This is a genomic window from Natrinema amylolyticum (assembly GCF_020515625.1).
In the GTDB taxonomy this organism is placed as follows: domain Archaea; phylum Halobacteriota; class Halobacteria; order Halobacteriales; family Natrialbaceae; genus Natrinema; species Natrinema amylolyticum.
Window position 1 is genome coordinate 702,607 of the sequence record NZ_JAIWPJ010000001.1, and the last position, 23,131, is coordinate 725,737.

The 23,131-nt window shown below is 66.1% G+C and carries 21 protein-coding genes; 10 read left to right on the plus strand and 11 right to left on the minus strand.

Annotation, left to right across the window (positions count from 1 at the left end):
- Nucleotides 1–59 precede the first annotated feature (59 nt).
- Both LDH66_RS03520 and LDH66_RS03525 read left to right on the plus strand, forming a co-directional pair.
- Nucleotides 60–866 (plus strand): NAD-dependent epimerase/dehydratase family protein, encoded by an 807-nt coding sequence (locus LDH66_RS03520; RefSeq protein ID WP_226479690.1) that lies wholly within the window; start codon nucleotides 60–62, stop codon nucleotides 864–866.
- A 66-nt stretch (nucleotides 867–932) separates the two neighbouring features.
- Entirely contained in the window at nucleotides 933–1,256 is a 324-nt protein-coding gene (locus LDH66_RS03525; protein ID WP_226479691.1) for a DUF7535 family protein, read from the plus strand.
- A gap of 42 nt (nucleotides 1,257–1,298) precedes the next feature.
- Here the strand turns inward: LDH66_RS03525 and LDH66_RS03530 are convergent, their stop codons facing one another.
- Complete coding sequence (locus tag LDH66_RS03530) at nucleotides 1,299–2,309, minus strand: glutathione S-transferase family protein (protein ID WP_226479692.1); 1,011 nt, start codon at nucleotides 2,307–2,309, stop codon at nucleotides 1,299–1,301.
- 90 nt (nucleotides 2,310–2,399) lie between these two features.
- Nucleotides 2,400–3,386 carry a calcium/sodium antiporter gene (locus LDH66_RS03535; RefSeq protein ID WP_226479693.1) on the minus strand — a complete coding sequence of 329 codons (987 nt, stop codon included), beginning with the start codon at nucleotides 3,384–3,386 and terminating at the stop codon, nucleotides 2,400–2,402.
- Between the two features lie 119 nt (nucleotides 3,387–3,505).
- On the opposite strand from LDH66_RS03535, the gene LDH66_RS03540 reads away from it, so the two are divergent.
- Nucleotides 3,506–4,570, plus strand: a complete 1,065-nt coding sequence (locus LDH66_RS03540) for a DNA methyltransferase (RefSeq protein WP_226479694.1) — start codon at nucleotides 3,506–3,508, stop codon at nucleotides 4,568–4,570.
- 324 nt (nucleotides 4,571–4,894) lie between these two features.
- Here the strand turns inward: LDH66_RS03540 and LDH66_RS03545 are convergent, their stop codons facing one another.
- Nucleotides 4,895–5,557, minus strand: coding sequence for a potassium channel family protein (locus tag LDH66_RS03545; RefSeq protein WP_226479695.1), 663 nt, complete (start codon nucleotides 5,555–5,557; stop codon nucleotides 4,895–4,897).
- A 205-nt stretch (nucleotides 5,558–5,762) separates the two neighbouring features.
- Between LDH66_RS03545 and LDH66_RS03550 the strand changes: the two genes are divergently transcribed.
- Together LDH66_RS03550 and LDH66_RS03555 are read left to right on the plus strand one after the other, a co-directional pair.
- Nucleotides 5,763–7,199, plus strand: coding sequence for an NCS2 family permease (locus tag LDH66_RS03550; protein WP_226479696.1), 1,437 nt, complete (start codon nucleotides 5,763–5,765; stop codon nucleotides 7,197–7,199).
- Between the two features lie 138 nt (nucleotides 7,200–7,337).
- Nucleotides 7,338–7,595, plus strand: a complete 258-nt coding sequence (locus tag LDH66_RS03555; protein ID WP_226479697.1) for a glutaredoxin family protein — start codon at nucleotides 7,338–7,340, stop codon at nucleotides 7,593–7,595.
- 323 nt (nucleotides 7,596–7,918) lie between these two features.
- Here LDH66_RS03555 and LDH66_RS03560 read toward each other — a convergent pair whose 3' ends face one another.
- Nucleotides 7,919–8,884: a transcriptional regulator gene (locus LDH66_RS03560; protein ID WP_226479698.1), complete on the minus strand. Its 966-nt coding sequence runs from the start codon at nucleotides 8,882–8,884 to the stop codon at nucleotides 7,919–7,921.
- A gap of 167 nt (nucleotides 8,885–9,051) precedes the next feature.
- On the opposite strand from LDH66_RS03560, the gene LDH66_RS03565 reads away from it, so the two are divergent.
- The gene (locus LDH66_RS03565) at nucleotides 9,052–10,377 is read left to right on the plus strand and encodes a tRNA(Ile)(2)-agmatinylcytidine synthase (RefSeq protein ID WP_226479699.1); all 1,326 of its coding nucleotides are present in this window, start codon (nucleotides 9,052–9,054) and stop codon (nucleotides 10,375–10,377) included.
- Nucleotides 10,378–10,413: 36 nt separating this feature from the next.
- Here LDH66_RS03565 and LDH66_RS03570 read toward each other — a convergent pair whose 3' ends face one another.
- The 4 genes from LDH66_RS03570 to LDH66_RS03585 form a co-directional block, all read right to left on the minus strand.
- A complete protein-coding gene (locus LDH66_RS03570; RefSeq protein WP_226479700.1) occupies nucleotides 10,414–10,704 on the minus strand; it encodes a DUF7577 domain-containing protein in 291 nt (96 codons plus the stop codon).
- Nucleotides 10,705–10,859: 155 nt separating this feature from the next.
- On the minus strand, nucleotides 10,860–11,063 hold the full coding sequence (locus LDH66_RS03575) for a VNG_1110C family protein (RefSeq protein WP_226479701.1): 204 nt from the start codon (nucleotides 11,061–11,063) through the stop codon (nucleotides 10,860–10,862).
- Between the two features lie 477 nt (nucleotides 11,064–11,540).
- On the minus strand, nucleotides 11,541–11,774 hold the full coding sequence (locus LDH66_RS03580) for a UPF0058 family protein (RefSeq protein ID WP_226479702.1): 234 nt from the start codon (nucleotides 11,772–11,774) through the stop codon (nucleotides 11,541–11,543).
- A gap of 91 nt (nucleotides 11,775–11,865) precedes the next feature.
- Nucleotides 11,866–13,494, minus strand: a complete 1,629-nt coding sequence (locus LDH66_RS03585; protein ID WP_226479703.1) for a hypothetical protein — start codon at nucleotides 13,492–13,494, stop codon at nucleotides 11,866–11,868.
- A gap of 229 nt (nucleotides 13,495–13,723) precedes the next feature.
- Between LDH66_RS03585 and LDH66_RS03590 the strand changes: the two genes are divergently transcribed.
- The 3 genes from LDH66_RS03590 to LDH66_RS03600 all read left to right on the plus strand — a co-directional run bounded on the left by LDH66_RS03590 (nucleotide 13,724) and on the right by LDH66_RS03600 (nucleotide 17,529).
- The gene (locus LDH66_RS03590) at nucleotides 13,724–14,836 is read left to right on the plus strand and encodes an OBG GTPase family GTP-binding protein (protein WP_226479704.1); all 1,113 of its coding nucleotides are present in this window, start codon (nucleotides 13,724–13,726) and stop codon (nucleotides 14,834–14,836) included.
- Nucleotides 14,837–14,994: 158 nt separating this feature from the next.
- Entirely contained in the window at nucleotides 14,995–16,692 is a 1,698-nt protein-coding gene (locus LDH66_RS03595) for a Na+/H+ antiporter NhaC family protein (protein WP_226479705.1), read from the plus strand.
- A 48-nt stretch (nucleotides 16,693–16,740) separates the two neighbouring features.
- Complete coding sequence (locus LDH66_RS03600) at nucleotides 16,741–17,529, plus strand: VOC family protein (protein ID WP_226479706.1); 789 nt, start codon at nucleotides 16,741–16,743, stop codon at nucleotides 17,527–17,529.
- 36 nt (nucleotides 17,530–17,565) lie between these two features.
- On the opposite strand, the gene LDH66_RS03605 is transcribed toward LDH66_RS03600, so the two are convergent.
- Together LDH66_RS03605 and LDH66_RS03610 are read right to left on the minus strand one after the other, a co-directional pair.
- Nucleotides 17,566–19,020, minus strand: a complete 1,455-nt coding sequence (locus LDH66_RS03605; protein ID WP_226479707.1) for an NAD-dependent epimerase/dehydratase family protein — start codon at nucleotides 19,018–19,020, stop codon at nucleotides 17,566–17,568.
- A gap of 204 nt (nucleotides 19,021–19,224) precedes the next feature.
- Complete coding sequence (locus LDH66_RS03610) at nucleotides 19,225–20,403, minus strand: DegT/DnrJ/EryC1/StrS family aminotransferase (RefSeq protein WP_226479708.1); 1,179 nt, start codon at nucleotides 20,401–20,403, stop codon at nucleotides 19,225–19,227.
- Between the two features lie 266 nt (nucleotides 20,404–20,669).
- Between LDH66_RS03610 and LDH66_RS03615 the strand changes: the two genes are divergently transcribed.
- On the plus strand, nucleotides 20,670–22,694 hold the full coding sequence (locus LDH66_RS03615) for a hypothetical protein (RefSeq protein WP_226479709.1): 2,025 nt from the start codon (nucleotides 20,670–20,672) through the stop codon (nucleotides 22,692–22,694).
- A gap of 27 nt (nucleotides 22,695–22,721) precedes the next feature.
- Here LDH66_RS03615 and LDH66_RS03620 read toward each other — a convergent pair whose 3' ends face one another.
- Nucleotides 22,722–23,105 (minus strand): universal stress protein, encoded by a 384-nt coding sequence (locus LDH66_RS03620; RefSeq protein WP_226479710.1) that lies wholly within the window; start codon nucleotides 23,103–23,105, stop codon nucleotides 22,722–22,724.
- Nucleotides 23,106–23,131: the final 26 nt, after the last annotated feature.

Sequence of the window (23,131 nt, forward strand, 5' to 3'; positions counted from 1 at the left end):
GGTACGAGGCCGGAAGGCGCTGGCCCGACCTATTTCGGCGCAGTTGCCGTTCGTCCCGTATGACGAACATCGCCATCACCGGCGCATCGGGAAACGTCGGTCAGGAGGCCGTCGACGCCTTTCCGGACGACGACCACGATCTCACGCTCTTCTCCCACAGCGAGACCGAAGATCTGGACGCGACGCCGCTCGAGATAACGGATCGCGAGGCGTTCGTCGAGGCCCTCGAAGACCAAGACGTCCTGATCCATCTCGCGGCCAACCCGTCGCCGCGGGCCGAGTGGGACGAGGTGCAGGGACCGAACGTCGACGGCGTTTACAACGCCTTCGAAGCGGCGGCCGAGAACGACCTCGAGCGGGTGGTCTTCGCGAGTTCGAACCACGCGGTCAACATGAGAAACACCGTCTCGGGGATCCGGCCGGAGTCGACGATCGGTAGTCCGACCATCGTCCGACCCGACGATCCGGCGGATCCGGACACCTACTACGGCGTTACGAAGGTCTTCGGCGAGGCCATGGGGTCGTACTACGCGAAGCGCCACGGGTTCGAGGTGGTGAACCTGCGGATCGGCTGGCTGCTCACCCGCGACGAACTCCGTCAGGAGTGCCAAGAGCGCGACGCGTCCGGCGAGCGCTACGCCCGCGCGATGTGGCTCAGCCCCGGCGACTGCCGACGGGTGCTCAACGCGGCCGCGACGGCGACCCTCGACCGCTCGCCGCTGATCGCTCACGGTATCTCTGACAACTCCGAACGGTTCCTCTCGCTGTCCGAGACGATGCTCGATCTCGGATATCGGCCCCAGGACGACGCCGAAGAAGCACTGAGCGACGATTCGAACGAGCGCGACGGCCTCGAATCGACTTGAATTCGGTCGGGCGTCCGTTCCCTCGAGACCGAAAGCCCGAATACCGACACGTTCGTACGACCGCACATGTCAGTCAAGGTGTCAGAGTCGTCGGGCTACGGGCCGAACACCCAGATGTCCCTGTTCGGCTATATCATGGCCGCAGTACTCCTGGTCGTTCTCCTCCCGCTGATCCCCGTTCTCGTTCCCGTCTGGATTCTCTGGAAAGTGTTCGTCGCGGACGAAGAGTTCGAACACAGTTTCGAGACCTGGCGTCGCGAATCCGGTCGTACCGGCTCCGATCGGCACGAATCCGCCGAATCAGAACCCGCGGACGCCGAATCGGAACCCGAAGACGCCGACGCGACAGCCGACGACGCCGAGGCCGACCAGACAGCCGCCGAGTCCTAACCCCGCTATTCCGTCAGTCTCTCTCTCGAGTGCAACGCTCCGTTAGTCGTCGGCACTCGCCGCTGCGACGAGGTCGGACGGCGGACCGCCGGGAAGTTCGTCGCGGTCGTGGGGGGCCTCGAACTCCAGGTCGGGCCCGCGGGCGACGATCCGGTGTGGATTCACGTCGGGATGGGTCGTGTAGTAGTGTTCCTTGATGTGGTCCATATTCACAGTCTGGGCCACGCCGGGCGTCTGATACAGGTCGCGCAGGTAGGGCCAGAGGTTGTCGTACTCGCGGATGTACTGGACGTTACACATGAAGTGCGTGTGGTAGACGGTGTCGAACCGGACGAGCGTCGTGAACATCGCGATATCCGCCTCGGTCAACCGATCGCCGGCGAGGTAGCGCTGGTCCGTGAGCACCTCGTCCCAGTGGTCGAGCGCCGAGAAGAGGTCGTCGACCGCCTCGTCGTAGGGCCCCTGTTTCGTCGCGAATCCGGCGCGATAGACGCCGTTATTGATCGGCTCGTAGATCTCGTCGATGATCCGGTCGACCTCGTCTCGATACCCCTCGGGGTAGAGATCCACGTCCCGCGAGACGATCCTACCGAACTCGGTGTCGAGCATCCGCATGATCTCCGCGGACTCGTTGTTGACGATGGTCTCCTCTTGCGTGTCCCAGAGCACCGGCACCGTCACGCGACAGGTCGCGTCCGGGTCCGCGCGCACGTACAACTCCCGCAAGAAATCCGCGCCGTGGACGTGATCGGGCGTACAGCCCTCCTTCTCGGGCGTGAACTGCCAGCCGTCCTCGTCGCGATAGGGATCGACGACGGAGACGGAGATCGCGTCCTCGAGCCCTTTCAGCGCCCGCGTCACGAGCGTTCGGTGGGCCCACGGGCAGGCGAGGGAGACGTACAGGTGGTACCGGCCGGCCTCGGGCTGAAATCGAGCGTCCGGTTCGTCGCGAATCTCGCTGTGAAACGTCGTCTCCTGGCGTTCGAAGGAGCCGTCGTCGTCGGTCGACTCGTACGCGTCGGTCCGCCACTCGCCGTCGACGAGCATGTTCATGATCGAATATAGGGCGTCGGACCACATATGCTCCCGCTAACACTCGCGTCACCCGACTCGCGGGACCGCACTGATCGCGAATTGACGGATTCAGCCACCCATACTGACGATCCAGTAGCCCGCGCCGAGGACGACGAGGGCGACCCCCTCGAGACGGGTCAACTGCCGCCCCGTCGCGAGCACGGCCGTCGCGAACGCGGTCAGGACGGCGAGCCACCCGAGCGCGAAGAAGACGGCGGGATCGACGGCCAACGGACGGACCACCGCGGCGATCCCCAACACGCCGAGGACGTTGAAGACGTTCGATCCGACGACGTTCCCCGCAGCGATACCCGTGTCGCCCCTGCGAGCGGCCACGACGGAGGTCACCAGCTCCGGGACCGACGTACCGGCGGCGACCACCGTCGCACCGACGACCCACTCCGAGACGCCGACGGACAGTGCCAGCCCGACCGCCGCGTCGACCAGAACGCGCCCGCCGACGATCACGAGCGCGAGGCCGGCGACGACGCGAAGCGCCTCGAGTCCGAGACGGACGCTCCGCCCGTCCTCGGAGGCGCGGGGAGACGTGGCATCGTCGCTCGCCTCGAGCGAGTCGGCCGCCGTTCCGGCCGCGTCACTCGCGTTCCGGATCGCAAGCCAGAGCGCGCCGAGATAACAGGCCAGCAACGCGAGCAGGACCCCACCCTCGAGACGCGAGATGCCGACGTCGGCGAGGACGACGGCCGCGACGACCGTCGAGGCGGCCATCGCGAGCACGTCCCGGCGCAACAGCGGTTCGGCGACGCGAAACGGCGCGATGACGGCGACGAGGCCGAGGATCACGCCGAGATTGAACACGTTCGATCCGACCACGTTCCCGACCGCGACGTCGCCCCGGCCGGCGAGCGCGGCTTCCGTCGAGACGACGACCTCCGGCGCGGAGGTTCCGAAAGCGACGACCGTGAGCCCGACGACGAGGGCTGAGACACCGGCCGCGCTGGCGAGTCTCGAGGCGCCGGTCACGAGCAGACGGGCACCGATCCAGAGGGCGAGCACGCCGACGGCCAGCGAGATGACGGCTCCGACGGATAGCATCGTCGCCGAGGCCTTCGAACGGGACCGTGAAAAGCGCCGGGCATCGACGTCGTCGATCGACGCGCCCCGTTCGCGAGGAGGCGCAAGCTTAAGCGGCTCGCGTGAGCACTCCGGTTCATATGGCAGACGACGGGGATCGACACCGCCAGAGCCGCCTGTTCACGGACGACGACGGCGAGTTCGATGCGGATCGCGCTCGAGAGGAATCCCTACCGGTCGAGGACGGCGAGGTGATCGACACGGACGACCTCGCGGACCATCAGCGCTATATCGAGGGCCGAGGGATCTACGACGAGCGCAATCGAGTGAACGACCTCACGGGCAAGGAGTGGAAGTACGCCACGAAGTCCGTGATCGCCGAGGGGTATCCGCCCGCGGTCCAGCACGACCTGCGCAGCGAACACGGCGGGCAGAAACCCCCGCGGCTCTGTGCGGACCTGATCGGTCGGTTCAGCAAGGCTGGCGACACCATCCTCGACCCCTTCGCCGGCGTCGGGGGCACCCTGCTCGGCGCGAGTTTCTGCGAACACGAGGGGACCGGCCTGCGGGAGGCCATCGGCTTCGAGCGAACCGAGCGATGGATCGACGTCTATCGGAAGGTCCTCGAAGCGGAAAACGAGGAGCGCCGCTCCCAGGGTGAACCGCCCCTCGCCGAGCAAGCGATGCGCCACGGGGACTGCGCCGAGCTGATCGACGACGTGCCCGACGACTCGGTGGACCTCCTGTTGACCGACGTCCCGTACTGGCACATGGACGAACTCGAGCAGACGCGCAACGAGCGGGAAACGCGCGAGAGCAAGTTGGGGTCGTTCGACGGTGACGAGACCGGCGCTGGCGACGCGAACGCCGATGCGGGCGAGGAGGCCGACGGCGGGCGAACGAAAGCCGAGTGGCTCGCCGACATGGGGGACAAGTTCGACCGCTTCACCGACGCCGTCGCGCCGGACGGCCACGTCGTCGTCTTCATCGGCGACATGTACCGCGAGCAGTCCTACGAGTTCCTCTCGGCCGACCTCGCGCGGGCGATCGAGTCGACCGCACCGCTTTCGCTCGCGGCGACCCTGATCTGGTACGATCCGACGAAGGACCTCCACGTCTACGGCTACCCCTTCTCGTTCGTTCCCTCGATGGTCCACCAGAACGTCCTCGTCTTCCGCCTCGAAACCGAGCGCGACGAGAACTGAGACTCGAGGCGGTCTCTCCCGTCGGTCGGCAGTCAGGAGTCGCGTTCGGCGTGCGGGGTGCGATGATTCTACTGAACAGTGACAGCGACGGCAGCAGACGGTGGGGGCGACGGCGGCGTCTGACTCCCGTCGGTCGATCGTCTGACGCGGTTTTATTTGCCCCCGGCGTGACGAAAGGAATAGGCGCGCAGCGGTCTCCCCACCCCTCCCCCATCCAGCCGTCTGCGCGCCTGCTCCCGTACCTCTCCCCCCTTTTGACGCGGTCGCAACTGAGCGATCGATCACGACAACTGAGTACTACATCCAGCGCAGTCGCTCGGCCGATCAGGCGTTCGCGGGCAACAGCGTCGACCGCACGTCGTCCACGCGATCGGTCTCGGTGATGACCGCGACCTCGTCGCCGACCTCGAGTCGAGTGCCCGGAAGCGGGATCGTCAGCGGCTCGCGGGCGCGACCGTGGGCGTAGATCCGCGCGGACTCGGGCAAGTCGAGTTCGCTCATCCGCTTGCCGACCGCCGGCGACCCGTCGTGAATCTCGAGGACAGTCAACTGGAGGTTCGCGGCGAGGTCGGCGACGACGTTGAAGTCGCCGCCGAGCAGGGCCGTCTTCGCGCCTGCGGCCCCGAGCCGTTCTGGGTAGATGATCTCGTCGACCTCCTCGGCGTACTTCTCGTAGATGTCCTCGCGGTAGTCCTCGTCGATCCGCAGGACGGTCCGACAGCCGTGGTGGGTGCCGACCATACAGGCCGCGAAGTTGGCGTTGAGATCCGGCGTGAACGCGCCGATCGCGTCCGCGGTCCCGATATCGGCGTCGACGAGGACGTCCTCGTCGGCACCGTCGCCCTGGACCGTCTCGAGCCCGTCACCGCTGGCGCGCTCGATGCGGTCCATGTCGTTGTCGACGATGACGACCTCGTGGCCCTCCTCGGCGAGGATCGTTGCCGTCCGCGAGCCGACTCGGCCGTATCCCACGATGACAAACCTCATGGTACCGTGGTACGCGCTCCGAGGTGAAATACGTTGGTCCGGCCGCCACTCGTCATCCCCAGTGAGCCGGACAGATTGGAGCGAGCGCTCGAGCGGGCGGAGTCCGATTCCTCGCCCGCGACCTAGGCACGAGCGTGTATACATTTCCCGTCGATCCGGACAAGAACGCTTAACTAATCGGTGTGGTTATGCTCGGACATCCAATATGGGGGCATTCGAGTCACTCGCGGCGTTCTTCGGCTTCGACGAACACGATACCGACCTCGAGACGGAATCGATCGCGGGGCTGACGACGTTCCTGGCGATGTCGTACATCATCGTCGTCAATCCGGCAATTCTCGGCGAGGCGATCACGCTCGAGGGCTATGGCCCCGGCGAGGTCACGCAGATGATCACCGTCGCGACGATCCTCGCGTCGGCGGTCGCTATCTTCGTGATGGCGTTCTGGGCGAACAGGCCGTTCGGCCTCGCGCCCGGGATGGGGCTGAACGCCTTTTTCGCGTACACGGTCGTTCTCGGTCTCGGCGTCCCGTGGCAGGTCGCGCTCGCCGCCGTCTTCGTCGAGGGAGTCGTCTTCATTCTCCTGACTGCGGTCGGCGCGCGACGATATATTATCGAACTGTTTCCCGAACCGGTCAAGTTCGCAGTGGGGGCCGGGATCGGCGTCTACCTGCTCTTCTTGGGCCTCCAAGAGATGCAGATCGTCGTCGACGATCCGGAGACGCTGGTCAGTCTGGGTAACGTCGCGACGAGCGCCGTCGCCGCGCTCTCGGTCGCCGGGCTCGCGTTGATGCTCGTCTTGCACGCCCGCGGGATTCGCGGCTCGATCGTCATCGGGATCGTCGCGACCGCCGTCGCCGGTTGGGCGTTGACGGCCGTCGGCGTCGTCTCCCCGGGCACGCTCACTCCGCCCGGAAGCTACCAGCAGGTCACCGAGGAGGGCGTCCTGAGTCTGATCGCGAGCGTTCAGTACGACTTCACACCGCTGATCGCCGGCTTCATCGACGGCCTCGGGATGATCACGGAGGATCCGCTCGTCTTCGTCCTGGTCGTCTTCACGTTCTTCTTCGTCGACTTCTTCGACACGGCCGGAACCCTCATCGGCGTCTCGCAGATCGGCGGCTTCCTCGACGAAGACGGCGACCTCCCCGAGATCGAAAAGCCGCTGATGGCCGACGCGATCGGCACCACGGTCGGCGCGATGATCGGGACGTCGACGGTGACGACGTTCATCGAATCCTCGACCGGCGTCGAGGAGGGCGGGCGAACCGGTTTCACCGCCCTCGTCGTCGGCCTCCTCTTCTTGCTCTCCCTGCTCGTCGTGCCGCTGATCAGCGCCATTCCGCAGTATGCGTCCTACCTCGCGCTGGTCGTCGTCGGCATCATCATGCTCCAGGGCGTCACCGACATCGACTGGCAGCATCCGGCCTGGGCGATCTCCGGCGGACTGACGATCACGGTCATGCCGATGACCGCGTCGATCTCGAACGGGCTCGCGGCGGGCATCATGAGCTACCCCCTCGTCAAAGGCGCCATGGGCGAAGCCGACGACGTGTCAGCCGGTCAGTGGGCGCTCGCGGTCGCGTTCATCCTCTACTTCGTCGTCTACTTCGCCGTCGACGCCGGAATGGTCGTGTTCTGACGACGATCGTCGAGCTCCGTTTCACGCGCGACACCGCTATTCTGACCGTCTGCACCGTCCGCTCCGCCGACGACTTCGATCCCGGCAACCGCTCGGTCGACCGGTGACCTGATACGTCTTCCGCGGCACTAGTCTCGTATGGCAGACATCACGATGTACGAACTCCCCGGCTGTCCGTACTGTGCGAAGGTCCGCTCGAAACTCGACGAACTCGAGCTCGAGTACGATATCATCGAGGTTCCCCGCTCGCACGACGAGCGGACGGAAGTCGAGAAGGTCAGCGGCCAGACCGGCGTCCCGGTCATCGTCGACGAGGCGAACGGTATCGACGGGATGCCGGAGAGCGACGATATCGTCGAGTATCTCGAGGAGACGTACGGCAGCGGCGCGGCCTGAGCCCTGCGAATCGATCGCAGTTCGTTCTCCGAGCGGTAGTTCTCGAGCGAAAAAGATTATTCTTCTCACCAGAACCGGTGAGAAAGCAGGCTGAATAGCGTGAACACGAGGTAGTCGATCACGATGGAGACGACGGAGAAGAGCACCGCATCGGTCGCGGTCGTGACGTCGTTCAGTAGGTAAACGTGATACCGATCACTGCCACGAACCCGACGAGGAGTGCGCGGTGTTTACTGACACTCTCGACGGCGGAGTGCATCCCCACTGGGGACTACTCTTTCTCTCTCGTTTCCGAGACCGCGAAGCCGGCCGAATCGACGCTCTCAGGCCGCCTCTTCGTACTCGGAGCGCTCTCGGATGACATCCCGGAGATCGTCGGCGTTCCGAAATTTCGCCAACTCGTCGCGCTCGACCAGTGCAGTGCCGTCGACGGACTCCTGTTTCGCCCGGTCGACGACGTAGACGGATTGCGTGCGCGTGACCTGCCCGATCGAACTCATGATCCGGGCGCGTTTCTCCGCGGCCTTCGTGAACTCCGAGTGGCCGGTCAGGACGATGTCGCTGTCGTTTTCGTCCTCGCTGACCGCCGTAAACGGCGATCGAGCCGTCGGGTGGACGCTGTAGCCGGCCCGCGTGAGCACGGCGACGACCTGTTCGTCGTCCGGATCCGCCTCGGGGTCGTCCGGCGTCGCCTCGCTCTCGTGGACGTCGTCGGCCCCCTCGAGCACGTCGACGGGGCTCGTCAGAGGTGCCTCGAACATCTCCTCTAAGGCCATCGCGATTTCGACGGACGCGTTCATGCCGTCTTCGTACTTCGAGACGGTCCGGCGAGAGACGCCGAGTTCGTTGGCGAGTTGGCCGAGGCTCCAGTCGCGATCCTCGCGCTCGTCGGCCAGCAGATCGCCGTCGATGTTGACGTAGAGGCCGCCGGGAGCGGCGTAAATCAGCGGCGGGACCTCCTCGATGAACAGGTTGTACGCCGTGTCTGGACTGAAAACCGGGACGCCGTGTCGGAAGTAGACGACGTCAGGTTTCAGGTCCTCGTCGCGACTGCGCAGGCCGATGACCAGCGGCGTCGCGTTGAGGTAGGTCCCCAGGCGTCGCATCTCGTGGCCGGTCGCCTCGTTGAACGCGTCGATGTTCGCGAGGATCTTGACGAGAATCAGATCCTCGCCGCGCCGCGCGGCGATATCGAAGCTCTTCGGCCGGATCGCACACCGATCGCTCACCATGAATCCCGCGTCCTCTAACATCGCGGTCACGTTACCGACTAGTGCGGAGCGGGACATACGGGGTTGTAAGCGATTCCTCATATAAGACGTTTTCCCCGGGATGTCCGCGTGCCGTGTCGCGATTCGGACCCGTATCGGGAGTATACTTATATACTGGTTTCCACGGCGAGGCGGCGAGACCGAATCCCGAAAGGGATTCCCCGATCCCCCGCCAAGAGCCGCCGATGACCATCGTCGGGATCGACGATACCGACTCGCGCGAGCGGGGGATGTGTACGACCTACGTCGCCGCGACGATCGCCGACCGGCTGCGCCAGGAGAGCGACGCATCCGTCGCTCGCGTGCTCCTCGTTCGGCTCAATCCCGCCGTCGAGTACAAGACGCGGGGCAACGCCTCGCTGGCGATCCACACCGACTGCGATCCCGACCGCGCGTTCGCGACCGCCTGCGACCGACTCGAGTCACTCGCCGAGACCGACGACGAGCGGACGAATCCGGGTCTGGTCGTGGCGGACCACGTCCCCGAGGCGGACGCGATCCCCGCCGACGTGAGCCGATTCGCGCACACAGCGATCCGCGACCACCTCGAGCCGGCCGACGCCGCGACCCTGATCGAGCGCCGCGGCTATCGGTCGTGGCACGCCGGCGACGGCCGCGGCCGCATCGGTGCGCTGGCCGCCATCGGGGCTTGGGCGGCGCTCGAGGAGTGGACCCACGAGCACATCTCGTACCGCGAGTCCGACCGCTGGGGAACGCCCCGCGAGGTGGACCACGAGAGCGTCTTCGCCGCGGCCGAGTGGGGCTACCCCGCGGTGTGGGACACGGTCGACCGCGGCGAGGACGAGACCGTCTGCGTGCCCCACACGCCCGGGCCCATCCTGTACGGCATCCGCGGCGACGATCCCGACGCGGTTCGATCGGTCGCCGACCGAATCGAGAGCGAGCCCGTCGCCGCGAGCCGGCTGTTCGTGACCAATCAGGGAACGGACGTCCACCTCCGGGACGGTTCGATCGGGACCGTCGAGAACGGCCGGGCCTATCGAGTCGAGGGACGGGTGGCGAGCGAGCCCGAAACGCGCCGCGGCGGGCACGTCTTCGTCGATATCGAACCGCTGGCCGCCGCCGACGAGGAAGACGGCGATGCGGAGGGCGACGACCGGTCGGCCGAGCGACTCACCTGTGCGGCGTTCGAACCGACGAAGCGGTTCCGCGATCGCGTGCGAGCGCTCCGCGTCGGCGATCGGATCACCGCCTGCGGCGAGGTCGCGAGCGGCACGCTCAAACTCGAGAAGGTCGCCGTCCGCGACCTCGTCCGAACCGAGCGCGTCACGCCGACCTGTCCCGACTGCGAGCGGACGATGGAGAGCGCCGGCCGGATGCAGGGCTATCGCTGTCGGGACTGCGGAACCAGCGCGGCGGAGCGAGCCCAGCGGCCGCTCGAGCGCGACCTCGAGACGGGCTGGTACGAGGTGCCCCCGTGTGCGCGCCGTCACATCGCGAAACCGCTCGTCCGGGGCGGGTTCGACGCGCCGACGCATCCGGAGCGATAACGCTGCCCGGCCGGCGGGCCGTCGCGATGGCTCGTCTCAGAAGATGCCGCGTCGACCGGGTGCTACGCTCGAGGTCGTCCGCTGGACGGTCCCCGGGAGTTCCTCGATACAGCCGGCGCAGTACTCGTAGCCGAGGTCGTTCTCGGTCCCGCAGGTCGGACAGGTGACCGTTTCCGATTCCCGATCGATGGCCGCCTCGGGCTCCGGACCGGGCGTCGCGGTCGTCGTCCCGGCGGAGTCGGAGACGTATCGCGAGAGGACGGCGACGAGGAGCGCGTGGACGGCGATCAGGGCGATGGACCCATAGAGGGCGATTACTGGATCCATATCTACTCGCTCGTTCCGTCGATCACGACTTGAATGTGTCGCCGATATCGCGTCTTTCGTCCGAAACAATCACTGATTCTCGGGACGGTTCGCATTCGGTCAGGTTTCATCGAACGGACGCCGAAAAATCGATCGGGCGTCGTGGACGGCCTCGATCAGCGGACGCTGACGCCGTGGCGAGCGAGGAACTCGCTCGCTTCCTTGATCTCCACGGGGCTGCCGATGATTCGGCAGTCATCGTCTCCCTCCGGGAAGACGGTGACCGTGAACTCGTCGTCGAGCTGCGACTCGAGCCCCTCGAGCGTCTCCCGCGACAGAACGATCTGGGTGCTGTCACGCAGCTGCGACGCGTTTGACATAGTTGCATATTCTCCGCCGGTCGTTTATGTGTATCGAAGTCCCGTTGGTATCGGTAATTCAATTGAGCGGTAGTAGCCGGAATAGCTCGCTACGGCCGGAGCGATCGCAGTACGGTTCAGCGAGGAACGCTGTCCGGACGAGGAATTATCGATTCCCGTGAATATCGCTGCTGGTCCGACTGATGCTGGCGCTGGCATGCAGTCCAACTATGGTTCCCGGTAACATACACCAATATGGTCTGTCCCCGAACTCTCAGACGACTGGCGTCAAGACACGATCCCAGTTCGATCGGGGACAGGCCCGGCGTCGGATCGTGCCACGGCGAGCGATCACCGAACCGAATCCGTCGACGAACCGGCAGCGTTACCGGGTACGTTCGGCGAACGCTACCCGTACCGAGGGGACCGCTGACCGACAATACCTTTTCCGTTGTGCGAACGGCCGACAACTGGGAAGCGAGCGGACCGCAACGAGACTCAGCGACGGACCACGGCGAGGTCGCTCTCCGTCTCGATCGAGCGGACGATTCCCCAGAGGAGGAGGCGAGTCGCTCGTTTGTGCTCGGTCTTCTGCCGGTGGAGATGCATCGGTCGAGCGTGCTGATAGTCATATGCGGCGAACGCGTCCGGGGAGGCGTCCCCTCGGTGCTCCATATCCGTCCGGATCTCCCGCAGTAACGCGTGGAGATTCATCCATTCGTCGTGGCGCATCGACACGGTCCGCGAGTGGACTCCCGTCTATGAGTCTTGGGCCTGAAAACGTAACACTGAGAGTCGATACCGAACGGGCCCGGAAACGGGATCAGTCCGTTCCGTAGACCGTCACTGTCCGCGTGTCGCTCGCGTGTGGTGACCGCACGACCACCGGGAACACGTCGTCGTTGTTCACGGGATAGGTCTCGTAACCGAGCGACACCGTTCGCGTCTCGCCGGGAGAGAGACTCGCGCTCGTTCCGTCGACGACCTCGGGCGTCCGGCCGACCACGAGTTCGACGTCGTGGGTCCCAGCACCCTCACCCACGTTCTCGACGGCAGCGGTGACCGAGAGCCACTCACCGCCCGTCACGGGCGCGTTCGTCCCGGTAATCGAGACCGCGAACGTCGCCTGGCCGTTCCCGTCGTCGCTCCGTCCGTAGACGAGCACCGTCTGCGAAGCGGTATCGTCGCCCGTCCGTACGTAGACGGGGAACTCGTCGTCGTTCTCGACCGGGTAGGTCTCGTATCCCAGCGACACGGTCGTCGTCTCGCCCGCGCCGACGGTCACCGTCTGCGTGTCGACGGTCGTCGGATCGCGACCCACGACGAGTTCGACCTCGCGACTGGCCGGTCCGTCACCCGTGTTCGACAGTGACACCGTCACCTCGAGCCACTCGCCACCCGTCACGGGCGCGTTCGTCTCGAGACCGGTCACCTCGAAGTGGCCCTGTGACCCGTCGTCCTCGGTCCCGATGACGGTGACGTCGGTCACCGACGCGTCGTCTCGCGTTTCGACGCGGACGGGGAATGTCTGCGTGTTGCGGACGGTCGCCGTCGTGAACTCGAGTCGCACGGTCTCGGTCTGTCCCGTGAACACCTCGACCGTCTCGCTGTCGACGTGCGTAGGGTCGTGGCCGACGATCAGGTCGGTCTCCACGTCGACGAACGCGTGATACGTGGAACTCCCTTCGGGACCGACTTCGGCCTCGACGGCGAGGTCCTCGCCCGCCCGAACTGGCGCGTTCGTTCCGGTGATCGAGACGGTATGGAACGCGGCGACCGACGGTCCATCGGTCCGTGCGGCCGTCAGTCGGCCGTCGCGGCAGGCGACCCACGCGATCATCGGGTAGCCGCCGATGAACCAGATGGCGTTACCGCCGGTCGTCGTGTACGTCACCGTCGCTGTCGTCCCCGACAGATCGGTCCGATCGACGTACGTGGCGTTGCGTCCCTCCTGCCAGAAGAGTCGACGGAGCCGCCCGGAACCGTCGGCCGCCGACGCGGTCACGTCGACCTCGTCGCGGACCGTGATCGCGGCGTCCGGTCCGGGGTCGCACGCCACGTCGACGTCCGGGGCCGCCGGTGCGTACTGCGTGACCTCGACCGTCCAGGAGACGGTCGTCCCGTCGACGGTGACGCTCACTTCATGAGTTCCCGACTCGTCGAACTGCCCGTACGCGACCGGGTTCCCCGTAATATAGGTGTAACTCCAGAACGGGGCGTTCGGTGCGATCGCACCCCTCTCGGACCCGTCGACCCGCCAGTCGGCCGCCGGAGCATCGACGCCAGGCGACGCCGCCACTTCGAAGCCGATCCGATCGCCGGGTCGAACGGCCGTCGCACTCTCCCGCGGGAAGACGCGCTCGAGAGAGACCGTCCCTGCGCTTCCGACTCCCGTCGTCGCGAGGGCACCCACGCCACTCCCCACCGCCGTAACGTACTCGCGCCGTCGCATACCATGTCATACGTACTACAGGACGGTATAACTAACACAACGTTGGCGATACGAACACAGTCGAGGAAACGAGTGTCCGGTTCGGCGGGAGGACGGGAGCGAATTCGACACCGCGACCCGTGGCCGCTCGAGTCGGCGGCGAGGGAAGCGCGGTCGTTCGGGCCGGTCGCGGTGTCACCAACGTGTGTCTCGAAAGGGTTTTTCCGCCCGAACGGTTGCATACTGACAAATGGGGCTCGAGGATGAAATCGAGGAAATCGAAGACGAAATAGCCAATACGCCCTACAACAAGTCGACCGAGGCCCACATCGGCCGGCTGAAGTCCAAGCTCGCGGAGAAAAAAGAGAAGCTCGAGACCCAGCAGTCCGGGTCGGGCGGCGGTGGCGGCTATTCCGTCGAGAAACACGGCGACGCGACCGTCGCCTTAGTCGGGTTCCCGAGCGTCGGCAAATCGTCGCTGCTGAACTCGCTGACCAACGCGGAGAGCGAGACGGGCTCCTACGAGTTCACGACGCTGGACGTCAATCCGGGGATGTTGAACCACCGCGGGGCGAACATCCAGCTGCTGGACGTCCCCGGCCTCATCGAGGGCGCGGCGGCAGGGAAGGGCGGTGGCCAGCAGGTGCTGGCGGTCGTCCGCAACGCCGACCTCATCATCTACATGCTCTCGGTGTTCGAACTCGAGCAGTACGATCGGCTCCAAGAAGAGCTGTACGACATCAACATCCGCGTCGATCAGGAGCCCCCGAAGGTCACGGTCCGTCCGAAGATCAAAGACGGCATCAAGATCACCTCGAGTACCGACCAAGACCTAGACGAGGAGACGATCAAGCAGGTCATCCGCGAGCACGGCTACGTCAACGCCGTCGTCAACCTCCAGGAGAACGTCACGATCGATCGGCTGGTCGACGGTCTGATGGACAACCGGGAGTACATCCCCTCGATCACCTGCGTCAACAAGGTCGACCTGATCGATCCCGACTACAAGGAGACGGTCGACGAGCAGTTGCGCCAGCGCGACCTCGATCCCGAGGAGGTCACCTTCATCAGCGCCGAGGAGGAGAAGGGCCTCGACGTGCTCAAAGACCGCATCTGGGAGCGACTCGGGCTGATCCGAGTTTACATGGAGAAGCCCGGCCGCGGCATCGACTGGGAGGAACCCCTCGTCGTCCCGAAGGGGACCACCGTCGGCGAGGCCGTCGAGAAACTCGGCGGCGAGATGGAAGAGCGGTTCCGCTTCGCCCGCGTGACCGGTCCCAGCGCGGCCCACGACAAACAACAGGTCGGAAAGGACCACGTCCTCGAGGACGAGGACGTGCTGAAGCTGATTCTGCGGCGGTAGTAAGGTCGAGTTCGTCGCTCCGCTCCCGTTTCTCGAGACCTCCCAGCCGGCGGCTCGATCACCCGTATCGTCAGTATTCGAGGCGGTACGGTCGTCGAATCGACACTATTCGGATCGGAACGATCAAGAATATCCGGCGGCCCGAAGACTAGATAGTTATGGCTACGTACGGGGCGCTCTCGGTGTTACCGCCGCTGCTCGCGATCGTCCTCGCGATCGTGACCCGCCGGCCGATGCTGGCACTGTTTCTCGGTATCTGGTCGGGCGCGGTCGTCTACACCGAGAGTCTCGGCATCGCACAGACGTTCGACTGGATCGTCAGCGCGATCATCGTCGACGAGGGGTTTCACGTCCAGATCCTCGTCTTCACGCTGCTGTTAGGGTCGGGCGTCGCACTCATCTGGCGGCTCGGCGGCGCGATCGCCGTCCGGCGCTGGGCGACGACTCACCTCGAGAGCCAGCGGACCGTCGGGCTGACCACGTGGGGACTGGGACTCGTGATGTTCTTCGACGACTACGCCAACACGGCCATCGTCGGGAGCACGATGCGCGAGATCTCCGACGAGCTGCGCATCTCCCGCGAGAAACTCGCCTACATCGTCGACTCGACGGCGGCACCCGTCGCGACGCTCGGCATCTCGAGCTGGGTCGCGTTTCAGCTGTCGCTGATCAGTCGCGCCTACGACGACATGGGCGTCGCGGACGAGGCACCGACGGCGTTCGCGACGTTCGTCGGCTCGATTCCCTACAACACCTACGCGCTGCTGGCGATCGTCATGGTCGGCGTCGTCGTCTACACCGGCCGGGACTACGGTGAGATGCTCGACGCCGAACACCGCTCGCGGACGACGGGGGCGGTCAACCGCGAGGGCGCACAGCCGCTCCAAAAGGTCGAGGAGGACCTGGGCGAACCGATCGACGAGCGGCCGATGCTGCGAACCTTCTTCGCGCCCGTCGTCGTCCTGATCGGGGTGACGCTCGCGGGCGCGTTCTGGACGGGCTATCAGTCCTGGCTCTCGACTCAGGCCGAGGCGGGAGCGCCGACGGCGTTCGGTGCCGCCGTGGACGAGGCGGGGCTCACGCAGGTACTGATCGACATCGTGGGCGCGGGCGACTTCGCGACGGCGCTGATCTGGGGCTCGTTCGCCATGGTGGTCTCGGCGATCGCGATCGGACTGGCCTACGGCCTGTTCGATATCGGCGACGGCGTCGATACCGTCATCGACGGCTTCGGCATCATGCTGACGGCGGTGACGATCCTCGTGCTCGCGTGGACGATCAGCAGCGTCGCGGAGACGCTCGGCACCGGTGAATTCGTCGCGAGCGTCGCCGAACCGTACATCACGGCGGAGTTGCTCCCCGTTCTCGTCCTGCTCGTCGCCGCGTTCGTCGCGTTCACCATGGGATCGTCGTGGGCGACGATGGGGCTCGTGACGCCCATCGCCATCCAGGTCGCCTACGAGTTCGGGACCGGGTTCGAACTCGTCCCGGTCGCCGTCGGTGCCGTCTTCTCCGGGGCGATCTTCGGCGATCACGCCTCGCCGATCTCCGATACGACGGTGCTCTCGGCGACGTTTTCGGGCGCGGACCTGATCGATCACGTGCGGACGCAACTGCCCTACGCGCTGACCGTCTTCCTCGTTGTCGTCGGCTGTTACCTGCTCAACGGCTACCTCGGCGTCCCGCCGATCGTCTTCCTGCCGCTGGGCGTCGTCGCCCTCATCGGACTCGTCGTCGGCCTCTCGAGACTCGACGCCGACCGAAAGGGCCTCGAGCCGGTCGCCACGAGCCCGGCCGCCGAGACTCCCGGCCCCGAGGCCGGACTCGACGCGGATTCGCCGGACAGGTCCGAGTAGACCGCCGCCTTCGCCAATTTTTTGGAGCGCGCAGGCCTCCGTTCGCGTATGGACGGAACGCTCGATCACACGATGATCCGCGTCGCTGACCTCGAGGAATCGCTCGACTGGTATCAGACCCACCTCGAGTACGAGGAGAAGGATCGCTACGAGGGCGACGGCTTCACCATCGTCTATCTCGGACCCGAGGAGATGCACGAGGACGGGGCGATGCTCGAGATCACCCACAACGAGGGCGAGGAGCCCGAGGTGGGCGACGCGTGGGGGCACATCGCGGTCCGCGTCCCCGAGGGCGAACTCGAGGACTACTACCAGCAGTTGATGGACGAAGGCGTCGAGGACTACCGCGACCCCGAGTCCTGCGGCGGGAGTTACGCCTTCGTCAAAGACCCCGACGGCCACGAGATCGAGATCGTCCAGCGCGAGACCGGCGCGCTCTGGTCGCTCGATCACACCATGATCCGCGTCGAGGACGCCGACGAGGCGCTCGGATTCTGGACCCGCAAGTTCGAGTACGACGAGGTCGGCCGCTGGGAGGCCGACAGCTTCGCGAACTACTTCGTCGAACCCGAAGACGCCGCCGACGAGGCGATGTCCGTCGAACTCACCTACAACTACGACGGCCGGAGCTACGACATGGGCGACGCCTGGGGGCACCTCTGTATCCGCATCGACGACCTCGAGGACGACTGGGACCGGCTCATGGAGCGAGAGGCCGCCGACTATCGCGACCCGGAGAGCTGCGACAATATGTACGCGTTCACCACAGACCAGGACGGCCACGAGATCGAACTCATCGAGCGCGATCTCGAGGCCGACACGCTGTTCCCGTTCTAAGGCCGTCACAGCGTCGGTTCGATACCGGCCACCCGATCACGTGCGCTTCGAGGGAGGTGTCTCGCGCGGCGGCTCGCGACGGTCGGGCACCGCCGCCGCGTCCCCGAACTCGTCGAGCCCCTCGAGGGTCGCGCAGTTGTCGTACCGGTCGGCAGTGTAGTCGTCGAACTCGCCGGCCTCGAACGCGGCCGTGAGCTCGCGACAATGGTCGCGGACGGTCAGTTCGGGCTCGAACCCGAGTACGTCGCTGATCCTGTCGAAGGCCACTCGGTAGCTTCTGTCGTCCGTCCGGTCGTCGTGGTACTCGACGTTGGCCTCGGGGACACAGTCGGAAACGATCGTCGCGAGTTCGTCGATCCGGTAGTTCTGCCGGTTCGAACCGACATTGAAGACGGTGTCACCGACGTCCTCAATGGGGGCAGTCAGACACTCGACGTACGCGCGTGCGGCATCGGCGACGTGGACGTTCGGCCGGTACTGGTCGCCCCCGAACACCGGCACGACGCCCTCGTGGTACGCCTTCGCGGGCAGAATATTCCCGACGAGATCGAACCGCATACGCGGTGACCGCCCGTAGATCGTCGCCATTCGGAGGATCGTCGGCGAGAAGTTCCCGTCCGCGAGATCGCGGAGCGCCCGCTCGGACTGGATTTTCATTCGCGCGTACAGCGAGACGGGATTGAGTTCCGATTCCTCGGTACAGCGCCCGCTCTCGGTCGTCGCCCGTCCGTAGACGCTACAGGTCGACGCGAACACGAATCGATTGAGCTGGTAGTACTTGCAGATCGACGCCAGCAACTGCGTCGAGTGATAGTTGTACTCGAGGGTCTTCCGCGGGTCGAGTTCGGAGGCCGGATCGCCGACGATGCCGCCGAGGTGAACGACGGCGTCGACGCCCGCGACCGCGTCGATGACGGTCTCCACGGACCGGGCGTCACCGCGGACGAGCGAGAACCGATCGCGGTCGAGCAGGGCCGCGATCCCGCCCTCGCCGTACAACATCGGATCGAGGGCGCGGACGGTAAACCCGTCCGCGAGGAGTTCTCGACAGAGGACGGAGCCCAGATAGCCCGCACCGCCGACGACGAGGACCGTCTCGACGGCGGTCGACTCACGGTCCGTCTCGCGGGACAGTTCGGTCCCATCGACCACCGTCGAGCCGTCGATTTCGATCCCGTCCGCATCGGCGGCCGGCGTGACCGCGGGATCGGTTCGATCCGCCTCGGACTCGAGAGCGTCGCGACGGCCGTCTCTCGGCCGGGCCCGATCGTCCGCCTCGTGGGCGACCGAATCTTCGTGGACGACGGCCGACAGCGGCGCGTCCGCTGCGACGCCCGCTCGCAGGTGTCGCCGCAGCCGTTCGGCCGCCACGGCTCCGACGAGCCGATTCTCGTCGTCGATGCGGACGATCCCGCCGGAGCCGGCGCGATCGATCCGGGCCATTGCCTCGCGAATCGACGTCCCGTCGTCTGCTGTGACTGGCCATCTCATGGGTACGTATCGATTTCGACTGCCGCAGGGGTCGGCCCCGCACCGACGCCGACGCGGCGTGGTCACTGCATCCGGACGGGTCCCCTTTGTTATGGGTTCATTTGAACGACAGAAGAGCGCCCGAAGCGGCTGATTCGGTCAATTCGGCGAGACGCAACGATCGAGACGGAAGACGGCCCGGCGGCGCGGACTCCCAGTTGCAGCTCAGTTGGACGGCGTTCCGCGGGGCCCGATCCGCGAGACGGTCGCTCGGCCGCGTTCGACCCCGGCCCTGACGCCGGCCGCGATGCGGTCGATCTCATGGGACCGTAGTTCGGGATGCATCGGCAGCGAGAGCACGCGACCGGTCACGTCCTCGGTGACGGGAAGCGGGTCCGACCCGTCGTCCCGTTCGCGGTATGCCCGCGTGCGATGAACGCCGGGTTCCCAGTAGACCTTCGACGCGATGTCTCGCTCGGCCAGCGCGTCGATAACGGCCGCTCGGTCGACGTTCGGCTCGAGGGTGACGGTGTAGAGTTGATACACGTGGCGGCCGCGACCGGCGGCCGTGTGTGGTTCGACGCCGCGAACGTCGGCCAGCGCCGTCGACAACTGCTCGGCCGCGCGTCGCCGGCCCGCGATGAGGTCGTCGACCTTCTCGAGTTGGGAGCAGCCGATACTGGCGACGAGATCGGACATTCGGACGTTCGTCCCGAGACCGACGTACTCGCCGCTGTCGGCCGAATCGAAGTACTCGTCTGACGCGCGCCCGTGCGATCGGTACCGTTCGACCCGCCGGGCGATGTCGTCGTCGTCGGTTACGACGGCACCGCCCTCGCCCGTCGGGAGGACCTTGTTCTGACAGAAGCTCAACGCCGCGGCGTCGCCGATCGTTCCCAGCGTCTGGCCCCGATAGTCGGCTCCGAACGCCTCGGCCGCGTCCTCGATCAGCGGAACGCCGGTGTCAGCGGCGAGATCGGCGAGCGCGTCGATCTCGCAGGGCGCACCGTAGGGGTGGACCGGGACGATCGCCGCCGTCTCCGGAGAGATAGCATCGGCGACGGCATCCGGATCGAGCCCGTACGCCTCGCGCTGAATGTCGGCGAACACCGGCGTCGCGCCGACGAACCGGACGGCGTTGGCCGTCGCGATGAATGTAAAGGACGGCACGATTACCTCGTCCCCATCGCCGACGCCGTGAGCTGTCAGCGCGGCCACCAGTGCTGTCGTTCCCGAGTTGACCGTCACCGCGTAGTCGACGCCCAGATACTCCTCGAGGCCGTCTTCGAACGCCTCAACGTAGGGCCCGTTGGCCCAGTAGCCGCCTCGCGTGATCGAGTCGACGGCGTTGGCCACGTCCCGCTGATCCCACGGGATTTCGAACAACGGTATCGAGTCACTCATTGCCCTGCCGTTCACGCACGCGTGAATTAAGTAGCCGCTCGTTACCCCTGAAAGGGATAGGGGTAGCCGACGCCCGGTCGGCGTCCGCGAGCGACTGGACTGCTCGCGAAGCGAGACCGAAAGGACACTGGGCCCCGCGACCGCGAGTACTGCCCGGAATCGCGCGGAAAGCGACCGACAGCGAACGGGGCGAAGGAGCCAATTAACATTAGTAAGACGAGTATTTATAATAACATACTTGTGTTGGTCTGGTAAAACCGGCTCACATGCGAGACCGTCCCCGCCGAGCCCTCCTCAGCGGCGTCAGTTCGGCGTTTGTCGTCACAACCGCCGGCTGTCTCTCGTTCGGAGACGATACCGACGAACCGTCCACCGATGAGAGCAGGTCCGACTCCGATGACCCGTTTGCCGACCTGCTTGCCGCCGTGCCCGGCGACGCCGTCGACGAGCGCCCGTCGCTCGCGGCGGTAAACGAGTCGCGTCTCCGGGAGGCCGGGGTCCGGGACCTCGCGGGCGGATTCGATATCACCCGCAAGACGAGGATCGCGGATCTGTTCGCCGACGATAACGCGGCTATTTCGAGACACGTCACCGCCTTCGGCTTCGATCTCGACTCACCGTTTCTCACTGTTTTCGAACCCGAAGGCGGTGACTTCGATCCGGAACGAGACCTCGACGTCGCCCTCGAGAGCGCACTCGCCACGCGCGAACACGACGCCGGAACCGACTACGAGTTCGCGCCGCTCGCGGCCGAGGCCGCGGTCGCGATCACCGACGACGTCGTCTTCCTCGCCGACTCGGAATCGACGATCGATGCCGCGCTCAAGGCCCGCGACGGCGACGGAGACGCGATTCGCGAAGCGAGTCCCCGCCTCGACGACGCGCTCGCGGTCTTTCCGGACGCCGACGTGCGGTCCGTGATAACGGCCGACGAGTGGTCTCAGACCTACGACGAGCTCGAGCCCGAGGACGGCGAGTACATGATCTTGGCGGCGACGGTGGCCGGGCCGGACACGCTCGAGGTCCATCACGGCCTCTCGCTCGCCGACGAGTCGCTCGTCACGGACGCGCTGGTCGAGCAGTTCGAGGAGACCGTCACGGGCGGTCGGGACGCCGACGGCTCCACCGCAGTCGACGGCTCCCTCCTGACGGCGACGGTTTCCCGCGATCTCGAGGCCGAGCGAGGCGACGGGGCACACGAGAGTCCGGGCGGACTCAGCCCCGGCGAGTTGGACAGCGACGCGGCGTACGTCGAGATCGACGTTCTGGAGGGCGATCCGACGCCCGTCGACGAACTCACGCTCGAACTCGACGGCGAGCCCTACGACGAGGCGATCTGGGCCGACGGACAGGCGGAGATCGAAGCCGGCGATACGATACTGATAGCGACCGAGGACGCCGAACCGAACATGCCGATCGCTCTGCGTCACGAGACCGAACACGGCGACACTGCCGAGACGAAACTGTACAGCCGCTTCGAGTTCACGTTCGACTACGATCCGGACGCTGGGGCAGTGTCGGTCCGCTACGAGGACGAGTATCCGCTCGACGGTGATCGCGTCACGATCGCGCTTCGCGACGGCGACCGCGTGACCGAGCCGGACGCAGAGCCGCTCCGAACGACCAGGCCGTGGACCGGCACCGAGCTCTCGGCCGGGGACGAGGCGACCATAGAGAACGTCGGCCCCGGGACGTTCGTTATCGTGGGCTGGGACAGCGACACGCTTCAGGGATCGCTCGCCAACGAACGGATTCGGCCGCCGGGAGACGTCGCGGTCGACTACGAGTACGAAACGAAGACGGCGACCGTCGAACTCACCGTCGCGGACGGCCGGACCAGACCGGCCGCGGAGTATACGATCCTGCGCGACGGCGACCCGGCGGCCGCGCAGTGGCGCGACGCAGGCGAGACCGTCTCCGACGGCGACACGGTCGAACTCGAGGGAGTGGCCGTCGGAACGACCGTCGAAGTCGTCTGGGGCGAGGACGGCCACCGCGTCGGCAGCGCCGTCACGCGACCGTCGGTCACGTTCGATCTCGCGGTCGAGGACCGGACGGTGACGCTCGTCCACGACGGCGGCCCGTCGCTCCCCGCGTCCGAACTCGTCGCGGAAGTCCACGTCGACGACGAGGAGACCGACGTCCCGCTCGACGAACGGCTGGACGGAACGTTCGCCGCGGGCGATACCGTGACGGTCGTCGACGAACTCGAACGGTCCGACCCGCCGCTGAAGGTTCGGGTCATGTACGACGGGGTGTACATCGAAGACGCGTACGACGGAGAGCTGTGAGTCGCCCCCGGAGCCGACGTTCGGCCCCTACAAGTCCGGGATCGGAACAACGACGACCGGCCGGCTCGCGTCCGTGAGAACCCGCCGTGCGGTCGACCCGAGTTCTCCCGTCGCGTCGGGATCGCCGCCATGTGTGCCGACGACGATCTCGTCGACGTCGAACTCCGCTGCCGCCTCGAGGAGCACCGTCGCGGGGGAGCCCGATCGGCGCTCCGTCTCGACGTCGCCCGCGGTCGCGAGTCGGACTGGAGCGACGTTCAGCGCCTCGTCGGCGTCTCGACGCGCCGTCGGATCGTCGGGCGGCGCGACTGCGACGGCGGTCACGGTGTCATCGGTGGTCACCCGATCGCCGAGATAGTCACAGATCGCCGCTGTCGTGTGGACGGAGTCGGTTCCGACAAGGTACTGCATAGCGGCGCTACGGCGTCGCTATCGAA